The sequence below is a fragment of the Kosakonia sp. MH5 genome (genome assembly GCF_009935945.1).
Taxonomy (GTDB): domain Bacteria; phylum Pseudomonadota; class Gammaproteobacteria; order Enterobacterales; family Enterobacteriaceae; genus Kosakonia; species Kosakonia radicincitans.
Genome location: NZ_QODH01000001.1, coordinates 1,245,831 through 1,270,165, shown reverse-complemented (window position 1 = coordinate 1,270,165; position 24,335 = coordinate 1,245,831). Strand labels below are relative to the sequence as shown.

22 protein-coding genes are annotated in these 24,335 nt (G+C 56.5%); 10 read left to right on the top strand and 12 right to left on the bottom strand.

The features are described 5' to 3' along the window. Nucleotides 1-125: 125 nt before the first annotated feature. The 9 genes from DK872_RS05995 to ampH all read right to left on the bottom strand — a co-directional run bounded on the left by DK872_RS05995 (nucleotide 126) and on the right by ampH (nucleotide 11,948). The gene (locus DK872_RS05995; protein ID WP_072438130.1) at nucleotides 126-953 is read right to left on the bottom strand and encodes a glycosyltransferase family 8 protein; all 828 of its coding nucleotides are present in this window, start codon (nucleotides 951-953) and stop codon (nucleotides 126-128) included. After that, nucleotides 950-2,332, bottom strand: a complete 1,383-nt coding sequence (locus tag DK872_RS05990) for a D-arabinono-1,4-lactone oxidase (RefSeq protein ID WP_071920303.1) — start codon at nucleotides 2,330-2,332, stop codon at nucleotides 950-952. The genes DK872_RS05995 and DK872_RS05990 overlap by 4 nt, the downstream gene beginning before the upstream one ends. Nucleotides 2,333-2,444: 112 nt before the next feature. Then, nucleotides 2,445-3,323 (bottom strand): D-2-hydroxyacid dehydrogenase, encoded by an 879-nt coding sequence (locus DK872_RS05985; protein ID WP_202625921.1) that lies wholly within the window; start codon nucleotides 3,321-3,323, stop codon nucleotides 2,445-2,447. 224 nt (nucleotides 3,324-3,547) lie between these two features. Next, nucleotides 3,548-4,327, bottom strand: coding sequence for an ethanolamine ammonia-lyase subunit EutC (gene eutC, locus DK872_RS05980; protein ID WP_161518120.1), 780 nt, complete (start codon nucleotides 4,325-4,327; stop codon nucleotides 3,548-3,550). After that, entirely contained in the window at nucleotides 4,324-5,712 is a 1,389-nt protein-coding gene (locus tag DK872_RS05975) for an ethanolamine ammonia-lyase subunit EutB (RefSeq protein ID WP_161518119.1), read from the bottom strand. The genes eutC and DK872_RS05975 overlap by 4 nt, the downstream gene beginning before the upstream one ends. 9 nt (nucleotides 5,713-5,721) lie before the next feature. Then, nucleotides 5,722-7,098 (bottom strand): ethanolamine permease, encoded by a 1,377-nt coding sequence (gene eat / locus DK872_RS05970; protein ID WP_072438138.1) that lies wholly within the window; start codon nucleotides 7,096-7,098, stop codon nucleotides 5,722-5,724. A 724-nt stretch (nucleotides 7,099-7,822) separates the two neighbouring features. Beyond that, complete coding sequence (locus tag DK872_RS05965) at nucleotides 7,823-9,541, bottom strand: lysophospholipid acyltransferase family protein (RefSeq protein ID WP_079516864.1); 1,719 nt, start codon at nucleotides 9,539-9,541, stop codon at nucleotides 7,823-7,825. A gap of 157 nt (nucleotides 9,542-9,698) precedes the next feature. Then, nucleotides 9,699-10,670, bottom strand: a complete 972-nt coding sequence (gene hemB, locus DK872_RS05960; RefSeq protein WP_007373448.1) for a porphobilinogen synthase — start codon at nucleotides 10,668-10,670, stop codon at nucleotides 9,699-9,701. A 120-nt stretch (nucleotides 10,671-10,790) separates the two neighbouring features. Beyond that, the gene (ampH, locus tag DK872_RS05955) at nucleotides 10,791-11,948 is read right to left on the bottom strand and encodes a D-alanyl-D-alanine-carboxypeptidase/endopeptidase AmpH (protein WP_007373449.1); all 1,158 of its coding nucleotides are present in this window, start codon (nucleotides 11,946-11,948) and stop codon (nucleotides 10,791-10,793) included. A gap of 191 nt (nucleotides 11,949-12,139) precedes the next feature. Here ampH and DK872_RS05950 point away from each other — a divergent pair, with 191 nt between their 5' ends. From DK872_RS05950 to DK872_RS05940, 3 genes are all read left to right on the top strand, one after another. Further along, nucleotides 12,140-12,673: an isochorismatase family protein gene (locus DK872_RS05950; protein WP_007373450.1), complete on the top strand. Its 534-nt coding sequence runs from the start codon at nucleotides 12,140-12,142 to the stop codon at nucleotides 12,671-12,673. Nucleotides 12,674-12,806: 133 nt separating this feature from the next. Further along, nucleotides 12,807-14,027, top strand: a complete 1,221-nt coding sequence (gene sbmA / locus DK872_RS05945) for a peptide antibiotic transporter SbmA (protein WP_007373451.1) — start codon at nucleotides 12,807-12,809, stop codon at nucleotides 14,025-14,027. A 13-nt stretch (nucleotides 14,028-14,040) separates the two neighbouring features. Next, entirely contained in the window at nucleotides 14,041-15,150 is a 1,110-nt protein-coding gene (locus tag DK872_RS05940; RefSeq protein WP_035887226.1) for a DUF1615 domain-containing protein, read from the top strand. Here DK872_RS05940 and DK872_RS05935 read toward each other — a convergent pair. Further along, the gene (locus tag DK872_RS05935; protein WP_007373453.1) at nucleotides 15,147-15,455 is read right to left on the bottom strand and encodes a DUF2755 family protein; all 309 of its coding nucleotides are present in this window, start codon (nucleotides 15,453-15,455) and stop codon (nucleotides 15,147-15,149) included. The genes DK872_RS05940 and DK872_RS05935 overlap by 4 nt on opposite strands. 280 nt (nucleotides 15,456-15,735) lie before the next feature. On the opposite strand from DK872_RS05935, the gene DK872_RS05930 reads away from it, so the two are divergent. Beyond that, nucleotides 15,736-15,957: a DUF2754 domain-containing protein gene (locus DK872_RS05930; protein WP_007373454.1), complete on the top strand. Its 222-nt coding sequence runs from the start codon at nucleotides 15,736-15,738 to the stop codon at nucleotides 15,955-15,957. A gap of 3 nt (nucleotides 15,958-15,960) precedes the next feature. On the opposite strand, the gene ddlA is transcribed toward DK872_RS05930, so the two are convergent. Further along, the gene (ddlA, locus tag DK872_RS05925; protein WP_071920304.1) at nucleotides 15,961-17,061 is read right to left on the bottom strand and encodes a D-alanine--D-alanine ligase; all 1,101 of its coding nucleotides are present in this window, start codon (nucleotides 17,059-17,061) and stop codon (nucleotides 15,961-15,963) included. Between the two features lie 152 nt (nucleotides 17,062-17,213). Between ddlA and DK872_RS05920 the strand changes: the two genes are divergently transcribed. The 6 genes from DK872_RS05920 to DK872_RS05895 all read left to right on the top strand — a co-directional run bounded on the left by DK872_RS05920 (nucleotide 17,214) and on the right by DK872_RS05895 (nucleotide 23,373). Then, nucleotides 17,214-17,852 (top strand): extensin family protein, encoded by a 639-nt coding sequence (locus DK872_RS05920; protein WP_202625970.1) that lies wholly within the window; start codon nucleotides 17,214-17,216, stop codon nucleotides 17,850-17,852. Between the two features lie 169 nt (nucleotides 17,853-18,021). Further along, on the top strand, nucleotides 18,022-19,212 hold the full coding sequence (locus DK872_RS05915) for a multidrug efflux MFS transporter (protein WP_007373457.1): 1,191 nt from the start codon (nucleotides 18,022-18,024) through the stop codon (nucleotides 19,210-19,212). A gap of 267 nt (nucleotides 19,213-19,479) precedes the next feature. Continuing rightward, entirely contained in the window at nucleotides 19,480-19,740 is a 261-nt protein-coding gene (gene iraP, locus DK872_RS05910; protein WP_007373458.1) for an anti-adapter protein IraP, read from the top strand. Nucleotides 19,741-19,839: 99 nt separating this feature from the next. Next, nucleotides 19,840-21,255: an alkaline phosphatase gene (gene phoA / locus DK872_RS05905; RefSeq protein WP_370520859.1), complete on the top strand. Its 1,416-nt coding sequence runs from the start codon at nucleotides 19,840-19,842 to the stop codon at nucleotides 21,253-21,255. A 91-nt stretch (nucleotides 21,256-21,346) separates the two neighbouring features. Continuing rightward, a complete protein-coding gene (gene psiF, locus DK872_RS05900; protein WP_007373460.1) occupies nucleotides 21,347-21,667 on the top strand; it encodes a phosphate starvation-inducible protein PsiF in 321 nt (106 codons plus the stop codon). A gap of 182 nt (nucleotides 21,668-21,849) precedes the next feature. Continuing rightward, nucleotides 21,850-23,373, top strand: coding sequence for an FAD-dependent oxidoreductase (locus tag DK872_RS05895; protein WP_007373461.1), 1,524 nt, complete (start codon nucleotides 21,850-21,852; stop codon nucleotides 23,371-23,373). A 38-nt stretch (nucleotides 23,374-23,411) separates the two neighbouring features. On the opposite strand, the gene proC is transcribed toward DK872_RS05895, so the two are convergent. Next, complete coding sequence (gene proC / locus DK872_RS05890) at nucleotides 23,412-24,218, bottom strand: pyrroline-5-carboxylate reductase (protein WP_007373462.1); 807 nt, start codon at nucleotides 24,216-24,218, stop codon at nucleotides 23,412-23,414. Nucleotides 24,219-24,335: the final 117 nt, after the last annotated feature.

Here is a 24,335-nt window from a genome sequence, read left to right as displayed (position 1 = left end):
TTTTAGCGCCATCCACCGGATGGCGCTGCGCTTATCCGGCCTGCGAAAGAGTGCTGATTTTGCCTCTGCGTAGGCGGTAAGGCGCAGCCGCCACCGGGCACAACAACCCACCCCAGGCCGGTGATTTACGCGTATTCCCACCACAACTTATGTAATTCGTACCACTTATCTCCCGGCTGTGGCGTCTTCTCCCACGGTTTATCAATGATGTAATGGATATTCTTTACCCGTGCGAGATCCCACATTTGCGGATGCTGGAGCGCCAGGGTTTTTAACGCGTTATAGCCGTAATGCAACGGCTGCCAGCGATCGCGGAACACCTCGTTGAGGAAATCCTGCTCGGCAAAAACGTACGCTGAGATATCGGCTTTCTCCGCCAGCCGCTGCATCATCTGCTGATACATCGCCTCGTCCGGCGTCAGCACCAGAAAACCGCCGTTGAGGTAGTTATCCAGCGACGCGGGCGGATGGCCGTGCATCCCGGGATCATCACACCAACTGTAATAGCAGTTTTCCGGCCGCCAGCTTTCCGGATAGCTGGCAATGCGCTGGGGATTACAGCGGCAGGCATGGCAGGCGGCAATAGTGTCTGCGGCGAGCGGCAGCGAAAACACCTCATCCATGTTGTTAATCACCAGCATATCGGCATCAAGAAAGGCCACCCGCTGGTATTCCGTCAACCGCCACACCGCCAGTTTGCTCCACACCTCGGCAAAACGTTCATTGGCATAGCGGTGCGCCAGCGCCGGGTCCGGGCCTGTGACCGGGACTTCCTGCACCCGGCAGCCCCGCGTTTGCAGATGCTGGCGCATTTTGTCATCAATCGCAGGCGTCACCATGACCACCAGCGGCCACGGCGAGCCGCTGGCGCGCAGCGAGCGCTGCAACGTCTCCACGCCGCGCAGATAATCAGGCTGCGTCAGCAGCGTCACCCAGGCAAATGCGCCGCTCATGCCAGTAGCTCCGTCATAAAGGCGTTGAGAAATTTCCCCTGCGGATCGAGCTGCTGGCGAACTGCCTGAAACGCCGACCACTGCGGATACAGCGTGGGCCAGTCGTACAGTGTTGGGTCGTAATATTTTCCCCAGTGCGGCTTACCGCCTTCTTCCGCCAGCATCCGTTCGGCGGCACGCAGAAATTCCAGCCCCTCTTCAGAGAGTGAGCCGTCGGCGGCGTAATAGACTACAAAACCGAAAAAACAGGTCGGTTCCTGCCACGCCGGGCTGAGCCAGGCCTGTGAAGGTCCGGTGCAGCGCAAAATAATCGGGTAGTGCATATGCGGGTGCGAGCGTTCATGCCACGCCTTAATCCGCGCTATTACCGCCGGAGCGCGCGCCATGGGAATGCTGATTTCAATATTGATTTGCGGCGTGGCAATCCCCCGGCAAAAAACCTGGTAAATGTCGCCAATCACATCGGTGAAATCTTTAAAGCGCGTGACGGTGCGAAACGGTTTGCCGTTGTCATCGACAATCTGTGTGTCGTCGCGCATCTGTTCCAGCGTTTTATCGACGGTCGCGTTCATCTTTGTGTCCGTCCTTTCCATCTCGACCAGATCGCCGTGATTGTCGTGCCAGCGCGCCTGCTCTTCGGCGGTGGCTTCGCGGGACTTCCACGCATGAACTTTATTTTCATCCGGGAACCACCATGCTTTGCTGAACGCCCATTCTGCGTTCCAGTCGTTCAGATCTTGCGCCAGCGTATCGGCAGGGCTGGCGCTTTTGAAACAGGTAAAAAGGGTGAAAGGGCGGGTACGCAGTGTGACGGCGCTGATGGCGCCGAGCGTGCCCAGACCAAGCTGTGCTGCGCCAAACCAGCGATGCTGGCGATCGATCTCATGCACGTTGCCTGTGGCATCAACCAGCCGGATACGTAGCGCTTCATCCGCCAGCGAGCTTTGCTGCATTCCCTGGCCGTGCGTGCCAGTGGAGATCGCGCCCGCCAGCGTCTGCGCATCAATCACGCCCGGCGAGGCGGCCAGCATGCGGTTCATCGAGGTCAGTGTTTCAAACATCTCATGCAACGGCGTTCCCGCGCCAAAGGTCACACTGTCGTTGTCCACTTCCAGCACGCCCCGCAGGCGAGAAAGATCGATAAGCCGATCTTCCGGGCCGCTAAGCGCCAGCATTCTGCCCGGCGACATCCGGTTGCCGATAAAGCGAATTTTGCCCGCAGCGGTGGCGATCATCTCCTGCAATTGCGCTTCGTTCTCCGGCGTTTGCAGGGCATTTTCTGCCGCCAGCGTGGCGTTTTTCGCCCAGTTGAGAATCGCCGGATCGCTTGGGTCCGGGTGAGGCAGTCGGCGCGGAAACAGGGTCTGCGTGGCAATCATTGGCGGCTCCTTGCTGAATCAGGGGGATTAACCAAGCGTAGCCCATCAGACAATAGTGTGAAGCAGATCGCGCCTGGTTGTTCGCTCAAGCGATCAAACGGGCGCCGATCGCTTAATCCACCCGGTTTTGCGGTTGTCCGGTAATAAACGCAGCGACGTTTTCCACGGTTGTCGCAAGAATGCGCCCGCGCGCTTCCACCGATGCCCAGGCAATATGCGGGGTGATCAGGCAGTTTTTGGCGGACAGCAACGGGTTATCGGCAGCAGGCGGTTCGCTGGAGAGTACATCCACCGCCGCGCCGGCGACATGGCCTTCATTCAGCGCGGCAGCCAGATCCGCTTCATTCACCAGATCGCCGCGCGAGGCGTTCAGCAGCAGTACGCCGGGTTTCATTTTTTGCAGCGTGCTGTGGTTGATCATCCCTTTGGTGGCAGGCGTCAGCGGGCAATGCAGGCTGATGACATCAGCTTCAGCGTACAGTGTGTCGGGATCAACATACCGCACGTTACTGTTTTCCACCTTTTTCGCTGAACCCGTCGCGCAGGCCAGCACCGTCATCCCCATCGCCTGGGCGATAGCGCCAACCGCCTGGCCGATGCGGCCATAACCGATAATGCCGATCTTTTTGCCCGCCAGTTCAACCATCGGATTCAGCCAGTAACACCAGCTGTTACGCTGCTGCCAGCCACCGGCGCGAACATCCATACTGTGTTCGCTGACGCGGTTACACAGCGCCAGTAGCAGCGCGGTGGTGAATTGCGCCACTGTAGCGGTGCCGTAGGAGGGCACATTGGAGACGGCAATACCACGTAAACGCGCGGCACTCAGATCGATAATGTTATAGCCGGTGGCGGTGACGGCGATAAATTTCAGTGCCGGACACTGGCTGAACACCGTTTCGCCCAGCGCAACTTTGTTGGTGATGGCGACATCGGCGTTCGCCAGCCTTTCTGCCACTTGCTCCGGCGTGGAGTTGTCATATACCGCCACTTCGCCCAGTTGCTCCAGCTCAGATCGCCCGGATTAAGAATACCGCCATCTAACACGACAATTTTCATAGGTTACCCGTTTGTTTTTTTATCACGCCATCAACTTAGACGATGTGCTGCCGGGGGGTAAGCACTTTTTTATGCCTGCCAGGGACGAATGACGAAGGGGAAGGGCAGTGAGCGGTGGGAGAAAAGTGGCAACGCGGGATCCGCATTGCCAACGGGTTAATTTGTTGCGGTAATTCGCGGCGTAACACGGCCATGCAGCGCCGGGTTATCACTCTCATCTTTCAGGTGTACGCCGGTCAGACGGCGCAAAAACGCCTGTTCCAGCAGCCACGCCAGTTTGAAGGCCGCCGCTTCGTAATTCAGCCCTTCCGGGCGAATGTTGGAGATGCAGTTGCGTTCCGACTCAATGCGTACGCGCTGCGGTTTCCAGGTGAGGTAGACGCCCAGGCTGTCCGGCGAGGACAAACCGGGCCGCTCGCCAATCAGAATGGCCACCGCTTTGCTGCCCAGCGTTTCGCCGATATCGTCGCCCAGCGCCACGCGTGACTGGTGCGCCAGTACAATCGGCCCAAGCGAAATCCCCAGCGTTTCAAGGTAGGGCAGCAGGGCGCGGATTAAGCCCACGGACTGGCGGTGTACCGCGTGCGATGACAAGCCATCGCCAATTACCAGCAGCAGATCGTGCGCGGGCGTACGGCTGGCGGCGAGATCGGCACGGCTCTCTTCGCTCAGCATGCGCCCCAGATCCGGGCGGTTGAGATAGATATGTCGGTCCGACGCCGCACTGTGCGCTTCCAGCGTGCTCAGCCCCAGTTCGTGGAGCTGGCTTGCCAGGCTGTCGCTATCGAAGGGCTGATGGATGGCGTCACGCGCCTGGGCATGGGCAAGACCAAATTTCAGCACTTCGTTGGTTGGCAGGCTGGCGCCGCTGCGCCCCAGCGCAATGCGGGCGTCGGTGAATTCGCGCAGCAGGGACCAGGCATCAGGCGAGTTCATGCAGGCGCTCCTTGTGGTATCACGGTCAGTAACGGATGGTTTGCGCCGGTGAGGCGTAACTGGCCGTGGGTGTCGATAATCTGCATCCGCGTCAGCCAGTCGGCGAACTCCGGCGCGTGCTTCAGCCCCAGCAGGCGACGCGCGTAGAGCGCATCATGAAATGAGGTGCTCTGATAGTTGAGCATGATGTCATCTGCGCCCGGAACGCCAATCAGGAAGGTCAGGCCGGCGGTGCACAGCAGCGTCAGCAGCGTATCCATATCGTCCTGATCCGCTTCAGCATGATTGGTGTAACAGACGTCGCAGCCAATCGGCAGCCCCATCAGTTTGCCGCAGAAGTGATCCTCCAGCCCGGCGCGGATAATCTGTTTGCCGTCATACAGGTATTCCGGGCCGATAAACCCAACTACCGTGTTGACGAGCAGTGGTTTAAAGTGCCGCGCTACCGCATAGGCGCGCGCTTCACAGGTTTGCTGATCGACGCCATGATGGGCGTTCGCCGACAGGCAACTGCCCTGGCCGGTTTCGAAATACATCACGTTATCGCCCAGCGTGCCGCGTTTCAGCGAAAGCGCGGCCTCGTGCGCCTCCTGCAACAGCGCGAGGTTAATGCCAAAGCCGCTGTTTGCCGCTTCCGTACCGGCGACCGACTGAAACACCAGATCCACCGGCGCGCCGCGCTCAATCAGCTGTAACGTGTTGGTGACGTGCGTCAGCACGCAGGATTGGGTGGGAATGGCAAAACGGTCGATGATGTCCGCCATCATATGGTTCAGCTTTTGCAGCACCGGCAGGCTGTCGCTGGCCGGGTTGATGCCGACCACCGCATCGCCCGCGCCGTAAAGCAGGCCATCGAGCATGCTGGCGGCAATGCCTTTCAGATCGTCAGTCGGGTGGTTGGGTTGCAGGCGCACGCTGAGGTGGCCTGGCAAACCGATGGTGTTGCGAAAGCGGGTGATGACGCTGCATTTACTGGCGGCAAGGATCAAATCCTGGTTGCGCATCAGTTTGCTGACGGCGGCGGCCATTTCCGGGGTGATCGCCGGAGCAATCTGGCTCAGCAGCGCAGTGTCGGTGGTATCGGCCAGCAGCCAGTCACGAAATTCGCCCACCGTCAGATGGGCGATTAACGTAAAAGCGGCGCTGTCGTGCGTGTCGATGATGAGGCGCGTCACCTCATCTTTTTCATAGGGAACCAGCGGGTTGTCGAGGATCTCGCGCAGCGGTATATCGGCAAGGGCGATTTTTGCCGCCATGCGCTCTTCGGCTGATTGTGCCGCAACCCCGGCCAGTACATCCCCGGAACGTGCCGGGGAAGCTTTGGCCATGACCTCTTTCAGGCTGGCGAACTGCCATGTGCGGTGCGCCAGAGTGGTTTTATACATTGCGTCTCCTCAGGAGATAGCGCGCAGTTGCGGGTCCAGCGCGGCACGTTCACGCGCCGATGCGGTTTTACGAAACCACATATAACCGCCCAGCATCATCACGGCGAAAATCAGCGCCAGCAGGGTGTTGTACCAGACCATCGCCACCAGGCAGAGAACCGCCATGCCGAGCGCAAAAGCCGGCGCGTACGGGAACAACGGCGCTTTAAACGGACGCTCAAGTTCCGGCTCGCTACGGCGCAGCTTGAACAGCGCGGCCATGGAGATGATATACATAACAATAGCGCCAAAGACCGACATCGTCACAATGCAGGCGGTGAGCGGCATGCCGCTGATGGTGATCAGCGAATCGGAGAAGATCGCCGCAATCCCCACCACGCCACCGGCGAGGATCGCCAGAATCGGTGTACGGGTTTTACGGTTCAGGTTAGCCAGGCTGGCAGGCAGATAACCCGCGCGCGCCAGCGAGTAGATCTGGCGGGAGTAGCCCATAATAATGCCGTGGAACGAGGCGACCAGGCCAAACAGGCCGAGCCAGACCAGCATATGCAGCCAGCCGCTGCTGCTGCCGACCACCACTTTCATTGCCTGCGGCAGCGGATCGTTGATGTTCGACAGCGTGCGCCAGTCGCCAACACCGCCCGCAAGAACCATCACGCCAACCGCCAGCACCGTCAGCGTCAGAATGCCGCCGCCGAGCGCACGCGGAATGGTGCGTTTCGGATCTTTGGCTTCTTCTGCCGCCATTGATGCGCCTTCAATTGCCAGGAAGAACCAGATAGCAAACGGGATAGCCGCAAACATGCCCGGCAGCGCGAGGCCGCTGAAGCTTTCCGCGCCTGCCCAGCCGTTGGTGGTGAAGTTGCTCCACGAGAAACCCGGTGCAACCACGCCCATAAACACCAGCAGTTCGAAAATCGCCAGCAGGGTGACAATCAGCTCAAAGGTGGCGGCAATACCGACGCCCAGAATGTTAAGCACCATAAAGATGACGTACGCGCCGCAGGCCACCCATTTCGGATCGAGTGACGGGAACTGCACATTAAGGTAGGCGCCAATCGCCATGGCGATCGCCGGTGGTGCAAAGACGAACTCAATGAGCGTGGCAAACCCGGCGATAAACCCGCCGGTAGGCCCAAAGGCGCGGTAGGCGTAAGCGAAAGGCCCACCGGCATGCGGGATCGCGGTGGTCAGCTCGGTAAAGCTAAAAATAAAGGCGCAGTACATGGCGGCAATCGCCAGCGCGACAATCAGAAAGCCGAGCGTTCCGGCCTGCGACCAGCCGTAACTCCAGCCGAAGTATTCCCCTGAAATAACCAGTCCGACGGCAATGCCCCACAGGCGGAAGCTGCCGAGTGTTCTTTTTAGTGTTGTTTGTGTGTTCATTCTTTTTACTGCCTCGCCATTAATACAGTTGCAGGCAGAGTTGCAAAGTCAGTGCCAGAAAAAAGAAACCTTCTGGCTCATGGGGTTACAGGCAACACAGCGCTAAATGCACAATAAAAGTGCACCGCCGACGACCGAAAACGGGTGCAGGCTGCCCTGCAATGGTGAAAGCGGAGGAAGAAACTTTCTAAGGTGAAATTGAATGTCTCAGTGCGGACAGAAACAGCTGCTAACGCGGTTTTTGGAAATATAATAGGGAATAACTGGAAATTTAAATCCGATAATTCTTACGTCGCTTTGCGCGTTCGATGCTTTAATTAATACAAGGGCGCTACGTTTATTTTTTTTATTTTCACAATAAGTTAACACATTGATTTTATGGCGTGATTTGGCTCTTTTTTGTGAGCGGTTACACATATTAATCAGGTGAATGCCTGATGTTAAATATTCTTCTGGATAATAGATTGACCTGATTTTTTGCAGCCATTAATTTGGAAAAAAAACAGTTTCAGGCAAATCCAGGAATATTTAACAAAGGAGGATATATATGGCCTGGCGACCGATTTTATATGTCATCCTGACGCATAATCCTCGTCTGAACAGCAGGCGGGCGCAGCTGCGGCTGGTGCAGGGTTGAATGTATGCGTGCCGGAAAAGAATTTCGCCTTCTCCGGCACGAAAGCCAGCGCCCAGGCCTGCGGAGCGTTACGCTTTTTAGTCACATTTAGCCCGCTTTTTGCTCCGGCAGATGCGCGGCGATATAACGCTCGTAGCGGTTTGCTTTCAGCCGCGTTAGATCCACCAGCACCAGACCATCGACACAGTTATTGAAGTCGGGATCGCAACCGAAGTCGATAAACTGCACGCCGCCCGGTTCACACAGTTCTGAGTACTGCTTGTAGAGCGGTGGAATGCCGCAACCAAGGTTGCCGAGCAGCGATTTCAGCCGGGTCAAATCTTCGGTGTAATCTTCACCGCTAAACTGGGCGAGCACGTCCGGCATCGTGGCGGGCCACGGCCGACGCGATGAGGCCAGAGGCCAGGTCGCCGGGAACCACAGGCGGTAGAACGCTACCAGCAGATCCCGCGCCGCTGGCGGCAGGCCGCCGGAGATAGAGACCGGGCCAAACAGATAACGGTATTGCGGGTAACGCGCCAGGTAAGCGCCAATGCCCGACCACAGATAATCCAGGCCGCGGCGTCCCCAGTAGCGCGGCTGAATAAAGCTGCGCCCCAGTTCGATGCCGTGACGCAGCACATCGGACATTCGATCGTCGTAATGGAACAGGCTGTAACTGTATAAGCCTTCCACCCCGCGCGCTTCAACCTGCAGTGACGTCGGCATAAAGCGGTATGCACCGACAATTTCCAGATCGGCCTCGTCCCACAGGATCAGGTGCAGGTAATCGTCGTCATATTTATCCGTATCACGACGTTTACCGCTGCCTTCACCCACCGCACGGAAGGCGACTTCGCGCAGCCGTCCCAGTTCGCGCAGTAGCGGCGCGTCTTCCTGCCCGTTGCGCTGCCAGAGATAAATGATTTTTCCGTCCGCGGTGCGGCCGAGGCACTCGGCATTATTAAGTTCGCGGCGCAGCGTGACGCGCTCTTCCGGGCGCGCGATGGCGCACTCGGTTTTAAAGGGGCCGGGGAGTCCTTTACCCAGACGCAACACATGCTGGCGACACTTATCGGCCAGTTCGCGCGGGGCGAGTTGCGGCGTATGCCAGCTATCCCAGGGAATACGCTGGCCGATTTTGATCGGCAGGTTGCTGTCCCGGCGGCGAAACATCTGCTGCATGAGCAGCAGGAAGGGCAGCGTATCCGACACCATCGCGCTGGCATAGAACAGCGCGCTGTTACGCGCGTCGATCCAGGCGGGCAGCAGCGGTGCGCGAAACTTGCCCGCCAGTTTGATAAACCCGGCATGCCAGCTTTTATCGCGGATGCCTTTACGCGTCATGCGTGAGACTTCTCCCGCCGGGAAGAAGATCAGTACGCCGCCGCCCTGCAAATGGTTTTCCATCTGTTGCAGCGAGGATTTCCGCGTACGGCCGCCCATGTTATCCACCGGGATAAACAGCGAGCTGAGCGGTTCAAGGTGGGTCAACATGCGGTTAGTGACCACCTTTACATCGCGGCGTACGCGCGAAACGGCGTACATCAGCGCCATCCCGTCAAGCGTACCTGTCGGATGGTTAGCGATAATGACCAGTGGGCCTTGTTCGGGAATTTGTTCGAGGTCGTGAGCGGGAACGGTGCAGCGGATTTGTAGATGTTCAAACACTTGCTCCACCATATCCAGCCCTTTCAGGTGGGGATGGCTTGCGGCAAACTGCTGGAACTCCTGTTCGTAAAGCAGGCGCCGCAGCAGGTTTTTTTGCCAGGGCGCAGGTCTGGCCTGCGGCCAGAGATCCTCAAGTACGTTGTCGAGACTAAACATGGTGGTTTCTCCTCCCGTCTTGCCGATGACAGTAACGGGAGAAGATGACGTTTACATTTCATTACAATGAAGATATGACAACGGCAAGACGGCTGGATGACAGCAAAAGCGGTGCGGAAGGGATGTTTCTCTCCCCCGCAGGGGAGAGAAAGGCGGCTCAGAGAATGCCGCGTTCGGCGAGGTCGAGGGCGAAGTAGCTGAAGATCAGGTCTGCGCCCGCGCGTTTGATCGCGCCCAGGCTTTCCAGCACCACTTTGTCTTCATCAATTGCGCCCGCCAGTGCGGCGAATTTGATCATCGCGTATTCACCGCTTACCTGATAGGCGCCCAGCGGTAACTCGGTGCGTTCACGGATATCGCGCAGGATATCGAGGTACGCGCCAGCCGGTTTCACCATCAGGCAGTCTGCGCCTTCGGCCTGGTCGATCAGCGATTCACGGATCGCTTCGCGGCGGTTCATCGGGTTCATCTGGTAGGTTTTGCGATCGCCTTTCAGCGCCGTTCCTGCTGCTTCACGGAACGGGCCGTAGAACGAAGAGGCGAACTTGGTCGAATAGGACATGATGGCGGTATCGGTAAAGCCTGCTGCATCCAGCGCATGGCGAATCGCCTGCACCTGGCCGTCCATTGCTGCGGAAGGGGCGATAAAATCCGCGCCTGCGGCAGCGGCGGCGACGGCTTGTTTGCCGAGGTTAATCAGGGTCGCATCGTTATCGACACCGTGATCGCACAGCACGCCGCAATGGCCGTGGGAGGTGTATTCGCAGAAACAGGTATCGGACATCACGATCATCTCCGGCACCGTTTCTTTGCAGATGCGCGACATGCGCGCCACCAGGCCATCTTCGCGCCAGGTGTCGCTGCCGGTCTCATCAGTGTGGTGAGAGATGCCGAAGGTCATCACCGAGCGAATACCGGCTTTGGCGATACGCTCAATTTCGCGGGCGAGATATTTTTCCGGAATGCGCATCACGCCGGGCATCGCCTCAATGGCTTTGTAATCGTTTAACTCTTCTTCAACAAAGATCGGCAACACCAGGTCGTTTTTGCTCAGTGTTGTCTCTTCAAACATGGCGCGCAGGGCAGGTGATTTGCGCAGGCGGCGCGGGCGAGTAATTAAATCGGTCATGGTATGCCTGATGTTTGTGGAACAGATGGCGGCATTGTAGCCGAAAAGTAGAGGTTCTGTTTTACCAAAATCGCCGTTAAGGGCAGAGGCAAACGGCGAAACCGCCTGCCTCTGGCGTTATCAGGAGGCGGGGATCACCTGCGGCACGTTGCTGCTTAACGCACTGACCAGATCGTTAACGCCGTCGCTCATATTGACAAAGCGCGTCAGCGGTGAACGGGTGATGACAACAAAAACGCCGACATTATGCTGCGGCACCATCGCAATGTAGGTGATAAAGCCGCCGCCGCCGCCGGTTTTCTGAATGATCCCAGGGTGCCCCTCTTTTGGCGCCATATAGACCCAGCCGAGGCCGAGCGCATCGGCTTTGCCGGGCACATCCATACCGATCACCCGCGTTAACTGGTTGCGCGGGTAGATCAACGTTTGCATGCGATCCGCCTGGCTGTTGCGGGTGTAGAAATCCGATGACAGGAACTGCTGCATCCAGCGCATCATGTCTCCCGGCGTGGAGTAGACGCCGCCGCTGCCGATGGCGGCCAGCGTGTTATTGCATGGGCTGGCGCCTTTCTCGGCGATCATCAGGCGCTTGCACTGATCCGGCGATGGGGTAAAGGTGGTGTCTTTCATCCCCAGCGGGCGGGTGATCTGCTCTTCGAAAAGCTGCGGGTAAGGCTTGCCTGCCGCCTTCGACAATGCATCCGCCAGCAGATCAAAGGCCAGGTTTGAGTAAGCCGCCTGCGTACCCGGTGCGGCTTTCAGCGTGGCGGTTGAGAGCCAGCTCCAGCGCTGTTCGTACGTTGGCCAGACGAAAACGGGACGTCGCGCTGCGCCGCCGGGCTGTTCGCGCGGCAGGGCGCTGGTATGGGTCGCCAGGTTCACCAGCGTAATTGGCGTGCCCTGGTAGGTCGGTACGCGTGTGCCGGGAGGTGCATATTTACTTAACGGATCGTCGAGACGGACTTTGCCCTGATCGAGCATTTTCACCAGCATTTCACTGGTCATCAGCTTGGAGAGGGAAGCAATACGAATCACCGAATCGAGCTGCGGGCGAACGTTGCTGCCGGGGCGGGTTTCGCCGTAGCTTTTGAACACGCGCTGGTTGCCGTCAATCACCACCATCGCCATGCCGGTTGCGCCGCTACCGTAGTAAATATGGTTGGCGTAACGATCAACAATATCAGATGCAAATACCGGGTCAGGAGACTGAACAGCCGCCTGAGCGGAAGTCAGGCCCAGCGCGCAGAGCAGCGCAGAGAAAAGCAGACAACGTTTCAACGCAGGGATCCATAAATAAATGGGATAGATAGAGCGTATTTATACTACTTGGTACGGTGTTGCAAAGACCCAAATAGCGGATTCTTTCCCCCTAATACGTAACGATGGGTAAAAATGGTTATTTTGCCGCCAGACCACGGCGTTCACCGGATGTGGTAATCTCCTTCTTTCCCACTGACAGGAGAGAGCAGATGGCAGGTAAACGGGTCGTGATGGTGGTGGATATGCAAAATGGCGTGTTCGCCACCGAACGTATTCAGCGTGCGCAGTGTGTCGCCCGCATTAACCAGTTAACGCAGGCCGCCGATACGGTGATTTTTATTCAGCATGCTGAAGCGGGCGGGCTGGAAGAGGGGAGCGAAGGTTTTGCGCTACTGCCGGAACTGCATCAACCTGCGAACGCTCTGTACGTCACCAAAACCGCCTGCGACGCGTTCTATAAAACGCAGCTTGAAGCGGTGCTGCGCGAGCACGATATCAACGCCTGGGTGATGTGTGGTTGTGCCACTGATTACTGCGTGGATACCACGCTGAAAAACGGTGCCAGCCGGGGCTATTCCATCACCATGGCGCAGGACGCCCATACCACCGCTAATCGCCCGGCTGCGCAGGCCACAACCCTGATCGATCACTACAACGAAGTGTGGCGCACGTTAACCGTTCCCGGCAACCCGGTGTATGTGAAACCGGTCGAAACAATTCTTCACGAATGGCAAGCGAACTAAGGGGTTACCCTCAGGTCTGATACAACGACACGGCGTCGCACTGCGCGGCGCTTTTTTATCACTGCGCTATACCCAGGGCAGAAATCCGCTACACAGCATCTTTGTAAATAATAAGAAGTAAGCAGGAGTACCAATGTTTAAATCTTTCTTTCCTAAGCCGACGCTGTTCTTTTTGTCGGCCTTTATTTGGGCGCTGATCGCTGTCGTATTCTGGCAGGCTGGCGGTGAGGGCTGGTTAATGCGCTTAACCGGCGCTTCGGCGGAAGTCCCGATCAGCGCAACGCGTTTCTGGTGCCCCAGCTTTTTACTTTTTTATGCTTATTATGCCGTTTGCGTCGGTCTGTTTGCGCTGTGCTGGTTTGTCGCCTCGCCGCACCGCTGGCAGTACTGGTCGGTACTTGGTACGGCATTGATCGTCTTTGTGACCTGGTTTTTGGTGGAGGTGAACGTTGCCATCAATGCCTGGTATCAGCCGTTTTTCGATTTGGTGCAAACCGCGCTCAGTGCGCCGAACAAGGTCAGTTTGAGCCAGCTTTATAGTGAGATTGGCGTCTTCTTGTGGATCGCGCTGATTGCCGTGACGGTGGCGGTGCTGAATAACTTTTTCGTTAGCCACTATGTGTTCCGCTGGCGTACGGCGATGAACGAATACTATATGGCGCACTGGGCGCATCTGCGCCATATCGAAGGGGCTGCGCAGCGTGTGCAGGAAGACACCATGCGTTTTGCCCAGACGCTGGAAGATATGGGCGTCAGCTTTATCAATGCGATTATGACGCTGATTGCGTTTTTGCCGGTGCTGGTGGCGCTGTCGCCACATGTGCAGGAGCTGCCGCTGGTGGGACATGTTCCTTACGGCCTGGTGATTGCGGGCGTGGGCTGGGCATTGTTCGGCACCCTGTTGCTGGCCTTAATCGGTATCAACCTGCCTGGATTACAATTTAAGAATCAGCGCGTTGAAGCTGCCTACCGTAAAGAGTTGGTCTACGGCGAAGATGATGCCTCGCGCGCGCAACCGCCAACCGTTGCCGAACTGTTCAGTGCTGTGCGCCGCAACTATTTCCGCCTCTATTTTCACTACACCTATTTCAACATCGCCCGTATTCTCTATATGCAAGTGGATGTGGTTTTTGGTCTGATTATGCTGTTTCCGACTATTGCCGCGGGTGCGATTACGCTGGGTCTGATGCATCAGATTACCAACGTTTTCGATCAGGTCCGCAGCTCGTTCCAGTACTTGATCACCTCCTGGACGACGCTGGTGGAGCTGATGTCCATCTACAAACGTTTGCGCAGTTTTGAGTATGAACTGAACGGCCAGGAAATTGTGCCTGTGCCTCACCGTTTTGGTTAACACAAGGAACGTTATGGTTTTCGTCCCCCGTTTTGGCTGGCTGCTGGCGGCCTTGATCCTCGCCGGCTGTAGCACGCAAGGCCCGGTTTCCCAGCGGGAAGCGGAGAAAGAAAAAGAGAGCAAGAAACCGTTGGATGTGGCAAGCGTGGTGCGGCAGAAAATGCCCGCCAGCGTGAAAGATCGCAATGCCTGGGCGCAGGATATCGCCACCACATTTAGCAGCCAGAAGCTGGCGCCGACGCTGGAGAATATCTGCTCGGTGCTGGCGGTGGCGCAGCAGGAATCGAACTATCAGGCCGATCCGGTCGTGCCGGGGCTGAACAAAATCGCCTGGAAAGAGATCGATAAGCGCGCGCAGCGGATGCACATTCCGCCATTGCTGGTGCATACCGCCCTGAAAATCCCTTCGCCAAACGGCAAAAGCTACAGCGAGCGGCTGGATAACGTCAGAACGGAAAAAGAGCTGAGCGCCATTTTTGACGACTTTATCAATATGGTGCCGATGGGGCAGAAGCTGTTTGGTTCCTTCAATCCGGTGCGTACCGGCGGGCCGATGCAAATCAGCGTGGCGTTTGCCGAGCAGCACACCGAGGGTTATCCGTGGAAGATGGACGGCACGGTACGCCAGGAAGTTTTCAGCCGTCGCGGCGGTTTGTGGTTCGGCACTTACCATCTCCTGAATTATCCCGCCAGTTACAGCGCGCCGATTTACCGTTTCGCCGACTTTAACGCCGGGCTGTACGCCAGCCGCAATGCGGCGTTCCAGAATGCAGTCAGCAAAGCGACCGGCGTGAAACTGGCGCTGGATGGCGATGTGATCCTTTACGGCAGCAGCGATACGGGCGCGACGGAACAGGCGGTAAGAAAGCTCGGGCCGAAACTGGGGATGAGCGATCGCGATATTCGCCGTCAACTGGAGCGCGGCGACAGCCAGAAGTTTGAAGAGACGAAGCTGTACCGTGAAGTTTATCGTCTGGCGGAACAGAAAAGCGGGAAAACGCTGCCGAGAGAGATTTTGCCGGGGATCCAGTTAGAAAGCCCGAAGATCACGCGCAACCTGACAACAGCATGGTTTGCGAAGCGCGTCGACGATCGTCGGGCTGCCTGTATGGCGCAGAATTAACGTGAGTGGTGTCGCCGCCAGCGCAGGAAAAGGCCGATGACACCCAACAATGCGCTTCCCACAAGGAACGGCACGAGGCCAAACAGCGTGCCGACGCCAAACCCCAGTTCAACGTGGGGGCGGGAGGCATCCTGAACCTGCATCAATCTTTCGAACACACCCGGCGCGTGTACCAGCAGGTTCAACAACTGCGCGCCAGCCCAGAAGCAGAGCAGGACAAACACGGCATAAGCCATATTGCCTGGCCTTGAGGCATCACGTTTTTTCACGCCCGTGAAGGGTTTTGACAGGGAAAAATCAGCCATAAGACCTCCGGTACTCTTTACTCAATTTGTTGCTTACCTTTCAGTGATGCAGCAGCGGGTGCTGGTCAGAATTCAGGCTAAGTGTGACAGTTGCGCCCTGTTGTCAACATCAGAATGGTGATAATTTCCCTCCGGGAAGGATTCCGGTTAAGTGATTTTTGTTGGTGCTCACATTTTTGTAACGTTTTCATTACTCAAGTAACATTTCAGATTTTCCATACATCACACAGACCTGAAAGACAGGCTATGCGATGATGCCTTTTTGACTGCCGGAGTTGTCATGAAGCTGCCTGCGAAAATACGCCGTGACTGGCACTATTACGCGTTTGCGATTGGGTTGATTTTTATTCTGAATGGGGTCGTGGGCCTGCTGGGGTTTGAGGCCAAAGGCTGGCAAACCTATGCCGTCGGGCTGGTGACCTGGGTGATTGGCTTTTGGCTGGCCGGGTTAATTATCCGCCGCCGCCCGGAAGAGGAGGAGGCGGCGGATAAGCCAAAGTGATGCTTAACCGTTGACGGAAATTTTCAGCGTGCTGTTTACCTGATGGCGCGCAATAGCCAGCTCAATCAGGCGGGTGATCAGATCAGGATAGCTGATGCCGCTCGCCTGCCACAGTTTTGGATACATGCTGATGTTGGTAAATCCCGGCAGCGTGTTGATCTCATTGATAACGACTTCGTTGTCCGGCGTCAGGAACACATCGACGCGCGCCATCCCTTCACAGCCAAGCGTCTGGTACGCCTGTACCGCAATCTGACGGATCTTATCGTTGATCTCTGGCGCGATATCCGCAGGTACTACCACTTGTGCGCCGTTTTCATCAATGTATTTGGTGTCGTAAGCGTAGAACTCGCTGTGCAGCACGATTTCGCCGCAGGTGCTGGCTTGCGGATCGTCATTGCCGAGCACCGCACATTCGATCTCGCGGCCTTTGATGCCTTTCTCAACGATCACTTTTTTGTCGAACTCAAACGCCAGGCGCACCGCTTCATGATACTGCGCTTCGCTGGTCACTTTGCTGACGCCAACGGACGAGCCCTGGTTGGCCGGTTTGACAAACAGCGGCAGGCCGAGCTGCGCTTCGACGTCGCTAAAGGCGATCTGCTGACGATTGGAGCGCGTCAGGGTGATAAATGGCGCGACAGCTAATCCGGCATCACGCAGCAAACGCTTGGTGACATCTTTATCCATGCAGGCCGCCGAAGCGAGCACGTCGGAGCCGACAAACGGCAGGTTTGCCAGGCGCAGCATGCCCTGCAAGGTGCCATCTTCGCCCAACGTACCGTGGACGATAGGGAAAATCACATCAACATCCGGTAGCGGCGCGCTGTTTTGCGCCTGAATAAGCTGCTGCGCGGTGTTGCCCGGCACCAGCGCCACGCTGTTTTGCGACGGATTCAGCGCAATACGCGCCGGATCGCTGGCGTTAAGCAGGTAATTATTCGCATCGCTGATATGCCATTGACCCTGTTTATCAATCCCCAGCAGCACAACCTCAAAGCGCGACTTATCCATGGCATCGACAATATTTTTTGCTGACTGTAACGACACCTCGTGTTCCGCTGATTTGCCGCCGAAGACGACCCCTACCCGCAGTTTTGCCATTTCTACGTTCACCCACACTTATTCACAAAACACATACCATAGCACGACGAAACGCACGATTCGCGGCCTTCTGCCATAATGTTTTGAGGAAAACTGAGGGGGGAGACGTGCGCGTAAAGAGCCTGATCGTTGTATGTACTCTGCTGGCGCTGATGCTGGTGGGTTATCGCTATTTACCGTCTTATTACAATCCCTTTGCGCCGCTACAGTTGAGCGATCCGCCGGGACGCATTACTCAGTTTAAGTTACGCCGCCTGTCGCCGTCTGCCTGTGCCGCGCTGCTGGCGCAGGCCAATCAGCAGCGGCTTGTGACCTCTGTTGCGGTAGCGAACAGCGGCGGCGACTGCCCGTTAACCGATGTGGTACGGGTGCGTGATTTCGGCGTGGTGAAACTGAGCAGCAGTTTTCTGGCTAGCTGCCCGCTGGCACTCAGTTCCACGTTGTTTATCGAACAGCAGGCGCGGCCACTGACTGAACATTTTACCGGCCAGCCGCTGCGCCAGATCGACCATCTGGGCAGCTACGCGTGCCGCAACATCTATAATCGTGCTGATGCGCGGCGTAGCGAGCATGCCAGCGCTGAAGCGCTGGATCTGAGCGCCTTTCGCCTGGCGGATGGCCAGCGGGTGACGGTGCTCAATGGCTGGCGGCAGCCTGAAACAGCGCCGTGGTTACGGGCGGTGCTGAGCGCCAGTTGCAGCTATTATGGCAATAGTCTGGGACCCGAATACAATGCCGCTCATGCCAACCATTTTCATCTTGGGATGCGCGGTTTCGGGCTCTGTCGCTAAGCATAATCCACTGTAAGAGCAGGGTTTTTATGCGCACGCTGTGGCGGTGAGCGATGAGGGACAGATAAAACACCGAATTCGCCGTAACCGCATCTCTGGTGACTCATCCGTGGCGCATTCTTGTTAACCTGTGCGCTGTTTGTCAAAACTTCAACAAATACCCGTACTTATGGAATCCTGGAAGGTCAATCTTATCTCGGTGTGGTTCGGCTGTTTTTTTACCGGCCTCGCCATCAGTCAAATTTTGCCATTTTTGCCGTTATACGTTGCGCAGTTGGGCGTGACCTCGCACGAAGCGCTGTCGATGTGGTCGGGGCTGACGTTCAGCGTGACCTTTCTCGTCTCTGCTATTGTGTCGCCGATGTGGGGGAGCCTTGCGGATCGCAAAGGGCGCAAGCTGATGTTGTTGCGCGCCTCGTTGGGCATGGCGATCGCCATTCTGTTGCAGGCATTTGCTACTAACGTCTGGCAGTTGCTGATCCTGCGCGGCATCATGGGGCTGACTTCCGGTTATATTCCGAATGCGATGGCGCTGGTGGCATCGCAAGTTCCGCGCGAGCGCAGCGGCTGGGCGTTGAGTACGCTCTCAACCGCACAGATCAGCGGCGTGATTGGCGGGCCGCTGATGGGCGGTTTTCTGGCTGACCATTTAGGGTTGCGCATCGTGTTTATCATCACCGCGCTGTTGTTAATTGTGAGCTTTCTGGTCACGCTGTTTCTGATTAAAGAGGGCGTGCGCCCGACGGTGAAAAAGGGTGAGCGGCTGAGCGGTAAAGCGGTGTTCTCCACCTTGCCTTATCCGGCGCTGGTCATCAGCCTGTTTATCACCACGATGGTGATTCAGTTGTGTAACGGTTCTATCGGCCCGATCCTCGCTCTGTTTATTCAGTCGCTGTCGCCACATACCACCAATATTGCTTTTCTCAGCGGATTGATCGCTGCTGTACCCGGTGTTTCAGCGCTGCTTTCTGCACCGCGCCTTGGCAAACTGGGCGACCGGATAGGCACTTCACGTATTTTGATGGGCACGCTGGCTTGCGCGGTGGTGCTGTTCTTCGCTATGTCGTTTGTCACCTCGCCGCTACAGCTTGGTATTCTGCGCTTTATGCTCGGCTTTGCCGATGGCGCCATGCTGCCGGCGGTGCAGACGCTGTTGCTAAAATACTCCAGCGATCAGGTGACCGGACGTATCTTTGGTTATAACCAGTCGTTTATGTATCTGGGAAATGTCGCCGGGCCGTTAATGGGCGCATCGGTATCGGCAATGGCGGGTTTCCGTTGGGTATTTATCGCTACCGCCGTGGTGGTACTGATTAATTTCTGGCAACTGGCGCTGGCATTTCGCCGGGTGAAACGCTAATTCTGCAAACGGGCCGAAAATTGTTTTTCGGCCTTACTATAATTATTACTTATATAAAATAACGCTTCAGCCGTTTCGTTTTCTTTTTTAGCTCCACTAACAAATTAATTGGTTTGGCTTAAATATCCAGAGAAACGTTTCGTTATCCCTTTTATTTTTGTGTGTTTAAGGAGTGTGAAAAAATGCACAAAAATAAGAGATGTATTTTCTTTGCAACATCAGAATGGAGTGCTAACGTCTTTCCACCTCACATAAGGAAATCGCGCTATGAAAAATCTCATTGCTGAGTTGTTGGTTAAGCTTGCAGAAAAAGAAGAGGAGTCGAAAGAGCTGGTCGCCCAGGTAGAAGCACTGGAGATTGTGGTGACTGCGCTGCTGCGTCAAATGGCCGCCTCTGAGCAACAGGCGCTGATTCAAAGTATTGAAGGCGCGCTGGACGAAGTCAGACCGGGAACGCACGTTACCGATCAGGACACGGAGTTGCTGCAACAGTACCTAAAGAAGCTTTTAAGGCATCCGCGTAGCTAAATTTCTGGCCCTCCGCCGCTGTCATCTGGCTGTCATACGCGCTGCCTATAGTCGCTCTGTTTTATTTTCTTTAAGTATTTGTACATGGAGAATATTAAAGTGAAACAGAGCGCATTATACCTCGCATTATTACCCGTGTTTTTTACCTCTGTTATTTATGCAGAAACAACGGATACCTCCGTTCTCGAACATCGTGCTGCTCAGGGCGATATTTCCACGCCTGGCGGCGCGCGTCGTCTGACTGCCGATCAAACCGCTGCACTACGTGATTCGCTCATCGATAAGCCCGCCAAAAATATTATTTTGTTAATTGGTGATGGCATGGGCGATTCAGAAATAACCGCCGCACGAAATTATGCCGAAGGCGCTGGTGGGTATTTCAAAGGGATCGACGCATTACCGTTAACCGGCCAGTACACGCACTACGCGCTGGACAAAAAAACCGGTAAACCGGACTACGTGACGGATTCAGCCGCCTCGGCCACTGCCTGGAGCACCGGCGTCAAAACCTACAACGGCGCGCTCGGCGTCGATATTCATGAAAAAGATCATATGACCATCCTCGAGATGGCGAAAGCGGCGGGGCTGGCGACCGGCAACGTCTCTACCGCTGAATTGCAGGATGCCACCCCGGCGGCGCTGGTTTCGCATGTGATCTCCCGTCGCTGCTACGGCCCGACGGTGACCAGCGAAAAATGCGGCCTCAACGCGCTGGAAAAGGGCGGTAAAGGCTCGATCACCGAGCAATTGCTGAATACCCGCGCGGATGTGACGCTGGGCGGCGGCGCGAAAACCTTCAGCGAAACCGCGACGGCGGGCAAATGGCAAGGGAAAACGCTGCGCGAGCAGGCTCAGGCCCGTGGTTACCAGATGGTGAGCGATGCCTCTGCGCTGGCGGCCATTAGCGAAGCGAACCAGGATAAACCGCTGCTCGGCCTCTTCGCCGATGGCAATATGCCGGTTCGCTGGGAAGGGCCGAAAGCGTCGCTGCACGGCAATCTCGACAAACCCGCCGTGACCTGTACGCCGAATGCCAAACGTACCGACAGCGTACCGACGCTGGCGGCAATGACCGAAAAGGCCATTGATCTGCTGAGCAAAAACGAGAAGGGCTTCTTCCTGCAGGTGGAAGGCGCGTCTATCGATAAACAGGATCACGCGGCGAATCCGTGCGGTCAGATTGGTGAAACTGTCGATCTGGATGAAGCGGTACAGAAGGCGCTGGAATTTGCGAAAAAAGACGGCAATACGCTGGTGATTGTGACTGCCGATCATGCGCACGCCAGCCAGATTATTCCGGCGGATACCAAAGCGCCGGGGCTGAGCCAGGCGCTGAATACCAAAGATGGCGCAGTGATGGCGATAACCTACGGCAACTCGGAAGAGGAGTCGATGGAGCACACCGGTACGCAAGTCCGCATTGCGGCTTATGGCCCGCATGCTGGTAATGTCGTGGGGTTAACCGATCAGACCGATCTGTTCTACACCATGAAATCGGCACTGAACCTGAAGTAACGGCTGCCCGGCGGTAAATCTTTGCTGCCGGGTGGTTTTTTCAGTAATTAAGACCATCCTTAAAGGGTCACTTTGACAGAAGGATGGAGCGATGAAAATAACAGTTCTGGTTACCCTCATCTTTGGTCTGTTGTTTGTCGGCGCGCTCAGCGCGGCGGAAAAAACACTGACCCCGCAACAACAACGTATGACGCTTTGTAATCAACAAGCCAAGACCCAAACCCTGACAGGTGATGCCCGTAAGACGTTTATGAGCAACTGCCTGAAAAACACCAAAACGGAGCCGGGGCAAAAAAGCCTGACGCCGCAACAGCAGCGGATGCGCGAATGTAATGCGCAGGCGACGCAGCAATCGCTGAAAGGCGAAGATCGCAGCAAATTCATGAGCGGCTGCCTGAAAAAAACGCAGTAATTTAGCCGGGTGGGCGTTCCACTTCGCTCACCCTTTTACCCTTCCTCCCGCGTTCTTATTGCCCGTTCCTCAATCTCTGCCAGGCTTAAACAGTGAGCAATGTTTCGCTTTGGTCTCTCTTGGTGGTTGTGCGCTGTCCGGCGTTACGCCCGTTTTTGCAACACTGATCCGGGAGAAAAAATATGAATTATCAATACGTTACTGATTTGAATTCCCTGCCGGAAAACCAGCCGGTGAAAGTTGATGTCGCCGGGACGTCAATGATCCTTATCCGTACACTTGCACAGGTACGCGCCTTTCAAAGTAAATGTCCGCATGCTGGCGCGCCGCTGGAGCAGGGCGCGGTGTGCGATGGCAAACTGGTTTGCCCCTGGCATAAAGCCAATTTTGATATCACCAATGGCGAGTGGCGCGAGCCGCTGGCGCTGAAAAGCCTCAAACAATATCCGGTCACCCTTGAAGGGAACCGCGTACTGGTCAGCCCGCGCGCGCTCTCGCCTGCCAGCCATACGCTGATCCGTGGTGATCGTCCGCAAACGGCGGTGATCCTTGGTACCGGCGCGGCAGGCAGCGCGGCGGCAATCACCCTGCGTGATGCCGGCTTTAATGGTCATCTGATCCTGATTGATAAAGAGGACAGCGCGCCTTATGACCGCACGGCGCTCAGTAAATTTGTCCCCGCCGGGAAGATGAAGATCAGCGAAGTCCCGCATATTCTCGACGATGCCTTTTACAACCAGCCCGGCGTGGAAAGCCTGCGCGAAGAGGTGACCGACCTTGATTGCGAAGGGCATCAACTGACGCTGGCGAATGGCCGTCACGTTGCTTTCGACAAATTGCTGCTGGCCACCGGCGGGCAGCCAGTATGGCCGGAGATCCCTGGCAACCATCTGGCGGGCGTTCATGTGCTGCGCGATATCCACCAGGCGCAGATACTGCTCAATGAAGTCGAACAGGAGCAGCAACTGGTGGTGATCGGCAACAGCTTTATTGCGATGGAGCTGGCAGCCGCGCTGCGCAATCAGGATATCGATGTCACGGTAGTGTCGCGTCATGCTCTGCCGTTTGTGCCGCAATTTGGCGAAGAGATCGGCCAGCGCTTTTTAAATCTGCATCAACAAAACGGCGTGAAATTTGTCACCGGCGAGCCGGTGGCGCTGGAAGGCAACGGCCACGTACAAGGCGTGACGCTGAAAAATGGCCGCACGTTGCCCGCGCATGTGGTGGTTTTCGCCACGGGCGTACAGCCTGCTACCGGGCTGGCGCACGATCTGCATCATGAACAGGACGGCAGCCTGACCGTGGATGAAACCCTCAGCGCAGCGCCGGATGTCTGGGCCGTCGGCGATATTGCCAGCTACCCGGCGCCGGAAGGGCGTCGACGTATTGAGCACTGGCGCGTGGCGCAACAGCAGGGAAGGGTGGCCGCCCTCAATATGCTTGGTGAACACCGTCCGTTTGATCGGGTACCGTTTTTCTGGACCATGCAATACGGTAACCGCTTCGAATACCTGGGTTACACCCGCGAGTGGGATAGCATGAAAATGCTCGGCTCGTTTGACGACAAACGTTTTGCCGTGTTGTACGGCGAAGAGGGCATGCTGAAAGCGGTGCTGAGCTGCGGTGAGAACAGCGCCACTGCGGGATTGCTGTTGAAGATGCAAAAGCCCCTCAGCATGAAAACGGCCAGCGAACTGCTGGCCTGACAAGACTGCGCCCTCTCCTGCCAGGGAGAGGGCAGCGGTTATTTGCTCAGTTTTTCTGACTTGTTCATGCAGGCTTCCATCGCCTCAATCACCGCAGCGCGGAAACCGCGCTCTTCCAGCACTTTGACCGCTTCAATGGTGGTACCGCCAGGCGAGCAGACCATATCTTTTAACTCGCCGGGGTGCTTTCCGGTTTCCAGCACCATCTTCGCGGAACCCATCACCGCCTGCGCGGCAAATTTATAGGCCTGCGCACGCGGCATACCGCCCAGCACGGCGGCATCGGCCATTGCTTCGATAAACATAAAGACATAGGCGGGCGCAGAACCGCTCACGCCGACAACCGGATGGATCATCGCTTCGGCAATCACTTCCGCTTCGCCAAAGCAGCGGAAAATATTCAGCACGTCTGCCGTATCTTCCGGCGTGACCAGCGCGTTAGGGGTAATAGAGGTCATGCCCGCATTAACCAGCGACGGGGTATTGGGCATCGCACGTACAATTTTGCGATCGTGACCAAGCGCGCGCGCCAGCTGATCGAGCGTCACGCCTGCGGCAATCGACACCACCAGCGTCTCTTTATTCAGGCTGGAGGCGATTTCGCCCAACACTTTCACCATGATGTTCGGTTTCACCGCGCCGAAGACGATATCGGCAATCTGCGCCACTTCCTGTGCACTTTGCGCGGCGTTAATACCAAACTGATCGTGCAGAGCGGCCACTTTATCTGGCGACGGGGTATAGACCCAAATCTGTCCTGGCAGCACCTGCCCACTGGCAATCAGCCCGCCGAGAATCGCCTTGCCCATATTGCCGCAGCCGATAAAACCGATTTTCTTCTCCATCACGTTTGTCTCTTTTGCTTGTCATTGTGTGTGGCGTATAGCTTAACGTGGAATGGCAATCAGGGCTAAAGCTAAAAGATCTCTGCTTTCCCCTGGGGAAAATTAAAGCGACAATGC

Excerpts from the sequence above, each read along its gene's own strand:
- hemB (WP_007373448.1), bottom strand. The coding sequence starts at position 10,670 with ATGACCGATTTAATTACTCGCCCGCGCCGCCTGCGCAAATCACCTGCC.
- sbmA (WP_007373451.1), top strand. The coding sequence starts at position 12,807 with ATGTTTAAATCTTTCTTTCCTAAGCCGACGCTGTTCTTTTTGTCGGCC.
- DK872_RS05920 (WP_202625970.1), top strand. The coding sequence starts at position 17,214 with ATGCTGGTGGGTTATCGCTATTTACCGTCTTATTACAATCCCTTTGCG.
- DK872_RS05975 (WP_161518119.1), bottom strand. The coding sequence starts at position 5,712 with ATGTATAAAACCACTCTGGCGCACCGCACATGGCAGTTCGCCAGCCTG.
- DK872_RS05915 (WP_007373457.1), top strand. The coding sequence starts at position 18,022 with ATGGAATCCTGGAAGGTCAATCTTATCTCGGTGTGGTTCGGCTGTTTT.
- DK872_RS05990 (WP_071920303.1), bottom strand. The coding sequence starts at position 2,332 with ATGATTGCCACGCAGACCCTGTTTCCGCGCCGACTGCCTCACCCGGAC.
- eutC (WP_161518120.1), bottom strand. The coding sequence starts at position 4,327 with ATGAACTCGCCTGATGCCTGGTCCCTGCTGCGCGAATTCACCGACGCC.
- DK872_RS05950 (WP_007373450.1), top strand. The coding sequence starts at position 12,140 with ATGGCAGGTAAACGGGTCGTGATGGTGGTGGATATGCAAAATGGCGTG.
- DK872_RS05995 (WP_072438130.1), bottom strand. The coding sequence starts at position 953 with ATGAGCGGCGCATTTGCCTGGGTGACGCTGCTGACGCAGCCTGATTAT.
- DK872_RS05940 (WP_035887226.1), top strand. The coding sequence starts at position 14,041 with ATGGTTTTCGTCCCCCGTTTTGGCTGGCTGCTGGCGGCCTTGATCCTC.
- DK872_RS05930 (WP_007373454.1), top strand. The coding sequence starts at position 15,736 with ATGAAGCTGCCTGCGAAAATACGCCGTGACTGGCACTATTACGCGTTT.
- psiF (WP_007373460.1), top strand. The coding sequence starts at position 21,347 with ATGAAAATAACAGTTCTGGTTACCCTCATCTTTGGTCTGTTGTTTGTC.
- DK872_RS05965 (WP_079516864.1), bottom strand. The coding sequence starts at position 9,541 with ATGTTTAGTCTCGACAACGTACTTGAGGATCTCTGGCCGCAGGCCAGA.
- iraP (WP_007373458.1), top strand. The coding sequence starts at position 19,480 with ATGAAAAATCTCATTGCTGAGTTGTTGGTTAAGCTTGCAGAAAAAGAA.
- proC (WP_007373462.1), bottom strand. The coding sequence starts at position 24,218 with ATGGAGAAGAAAATCGGTTTTATCGGCTGCGGCAATATGGGCAAGGCG.
- DK872_RS05935 (WP_007373453.1), bottom strand. The coding sequence starts at position 15,455 with ATGGCTGATTTTTCCCTGTCAAAACCCTTCACGGGCGTGAAAAAACGT.
- ddlA (WP_071920304.1), bottom strand. The coding sequence starts at position 17,061 with ATGGCAAAACTGCGGGTAGGGGTCGTCTTCGGCGGCAAATCAGCGGAA.
- eat (WP_072438138.1), bottom strand. The coding sequence starts at position 7,098 with ATGAACACACAAACAACACTAAAAAGAACACTCGGCAGCTTCCGCCTG.
- DK872_RS05895 (WP_007373461.1), top strand. The coding sequence starts at position 21,850 with ATGAATTATCAATACGTTACTGATTTGAATTCCCTGCCGGAAAACCAG.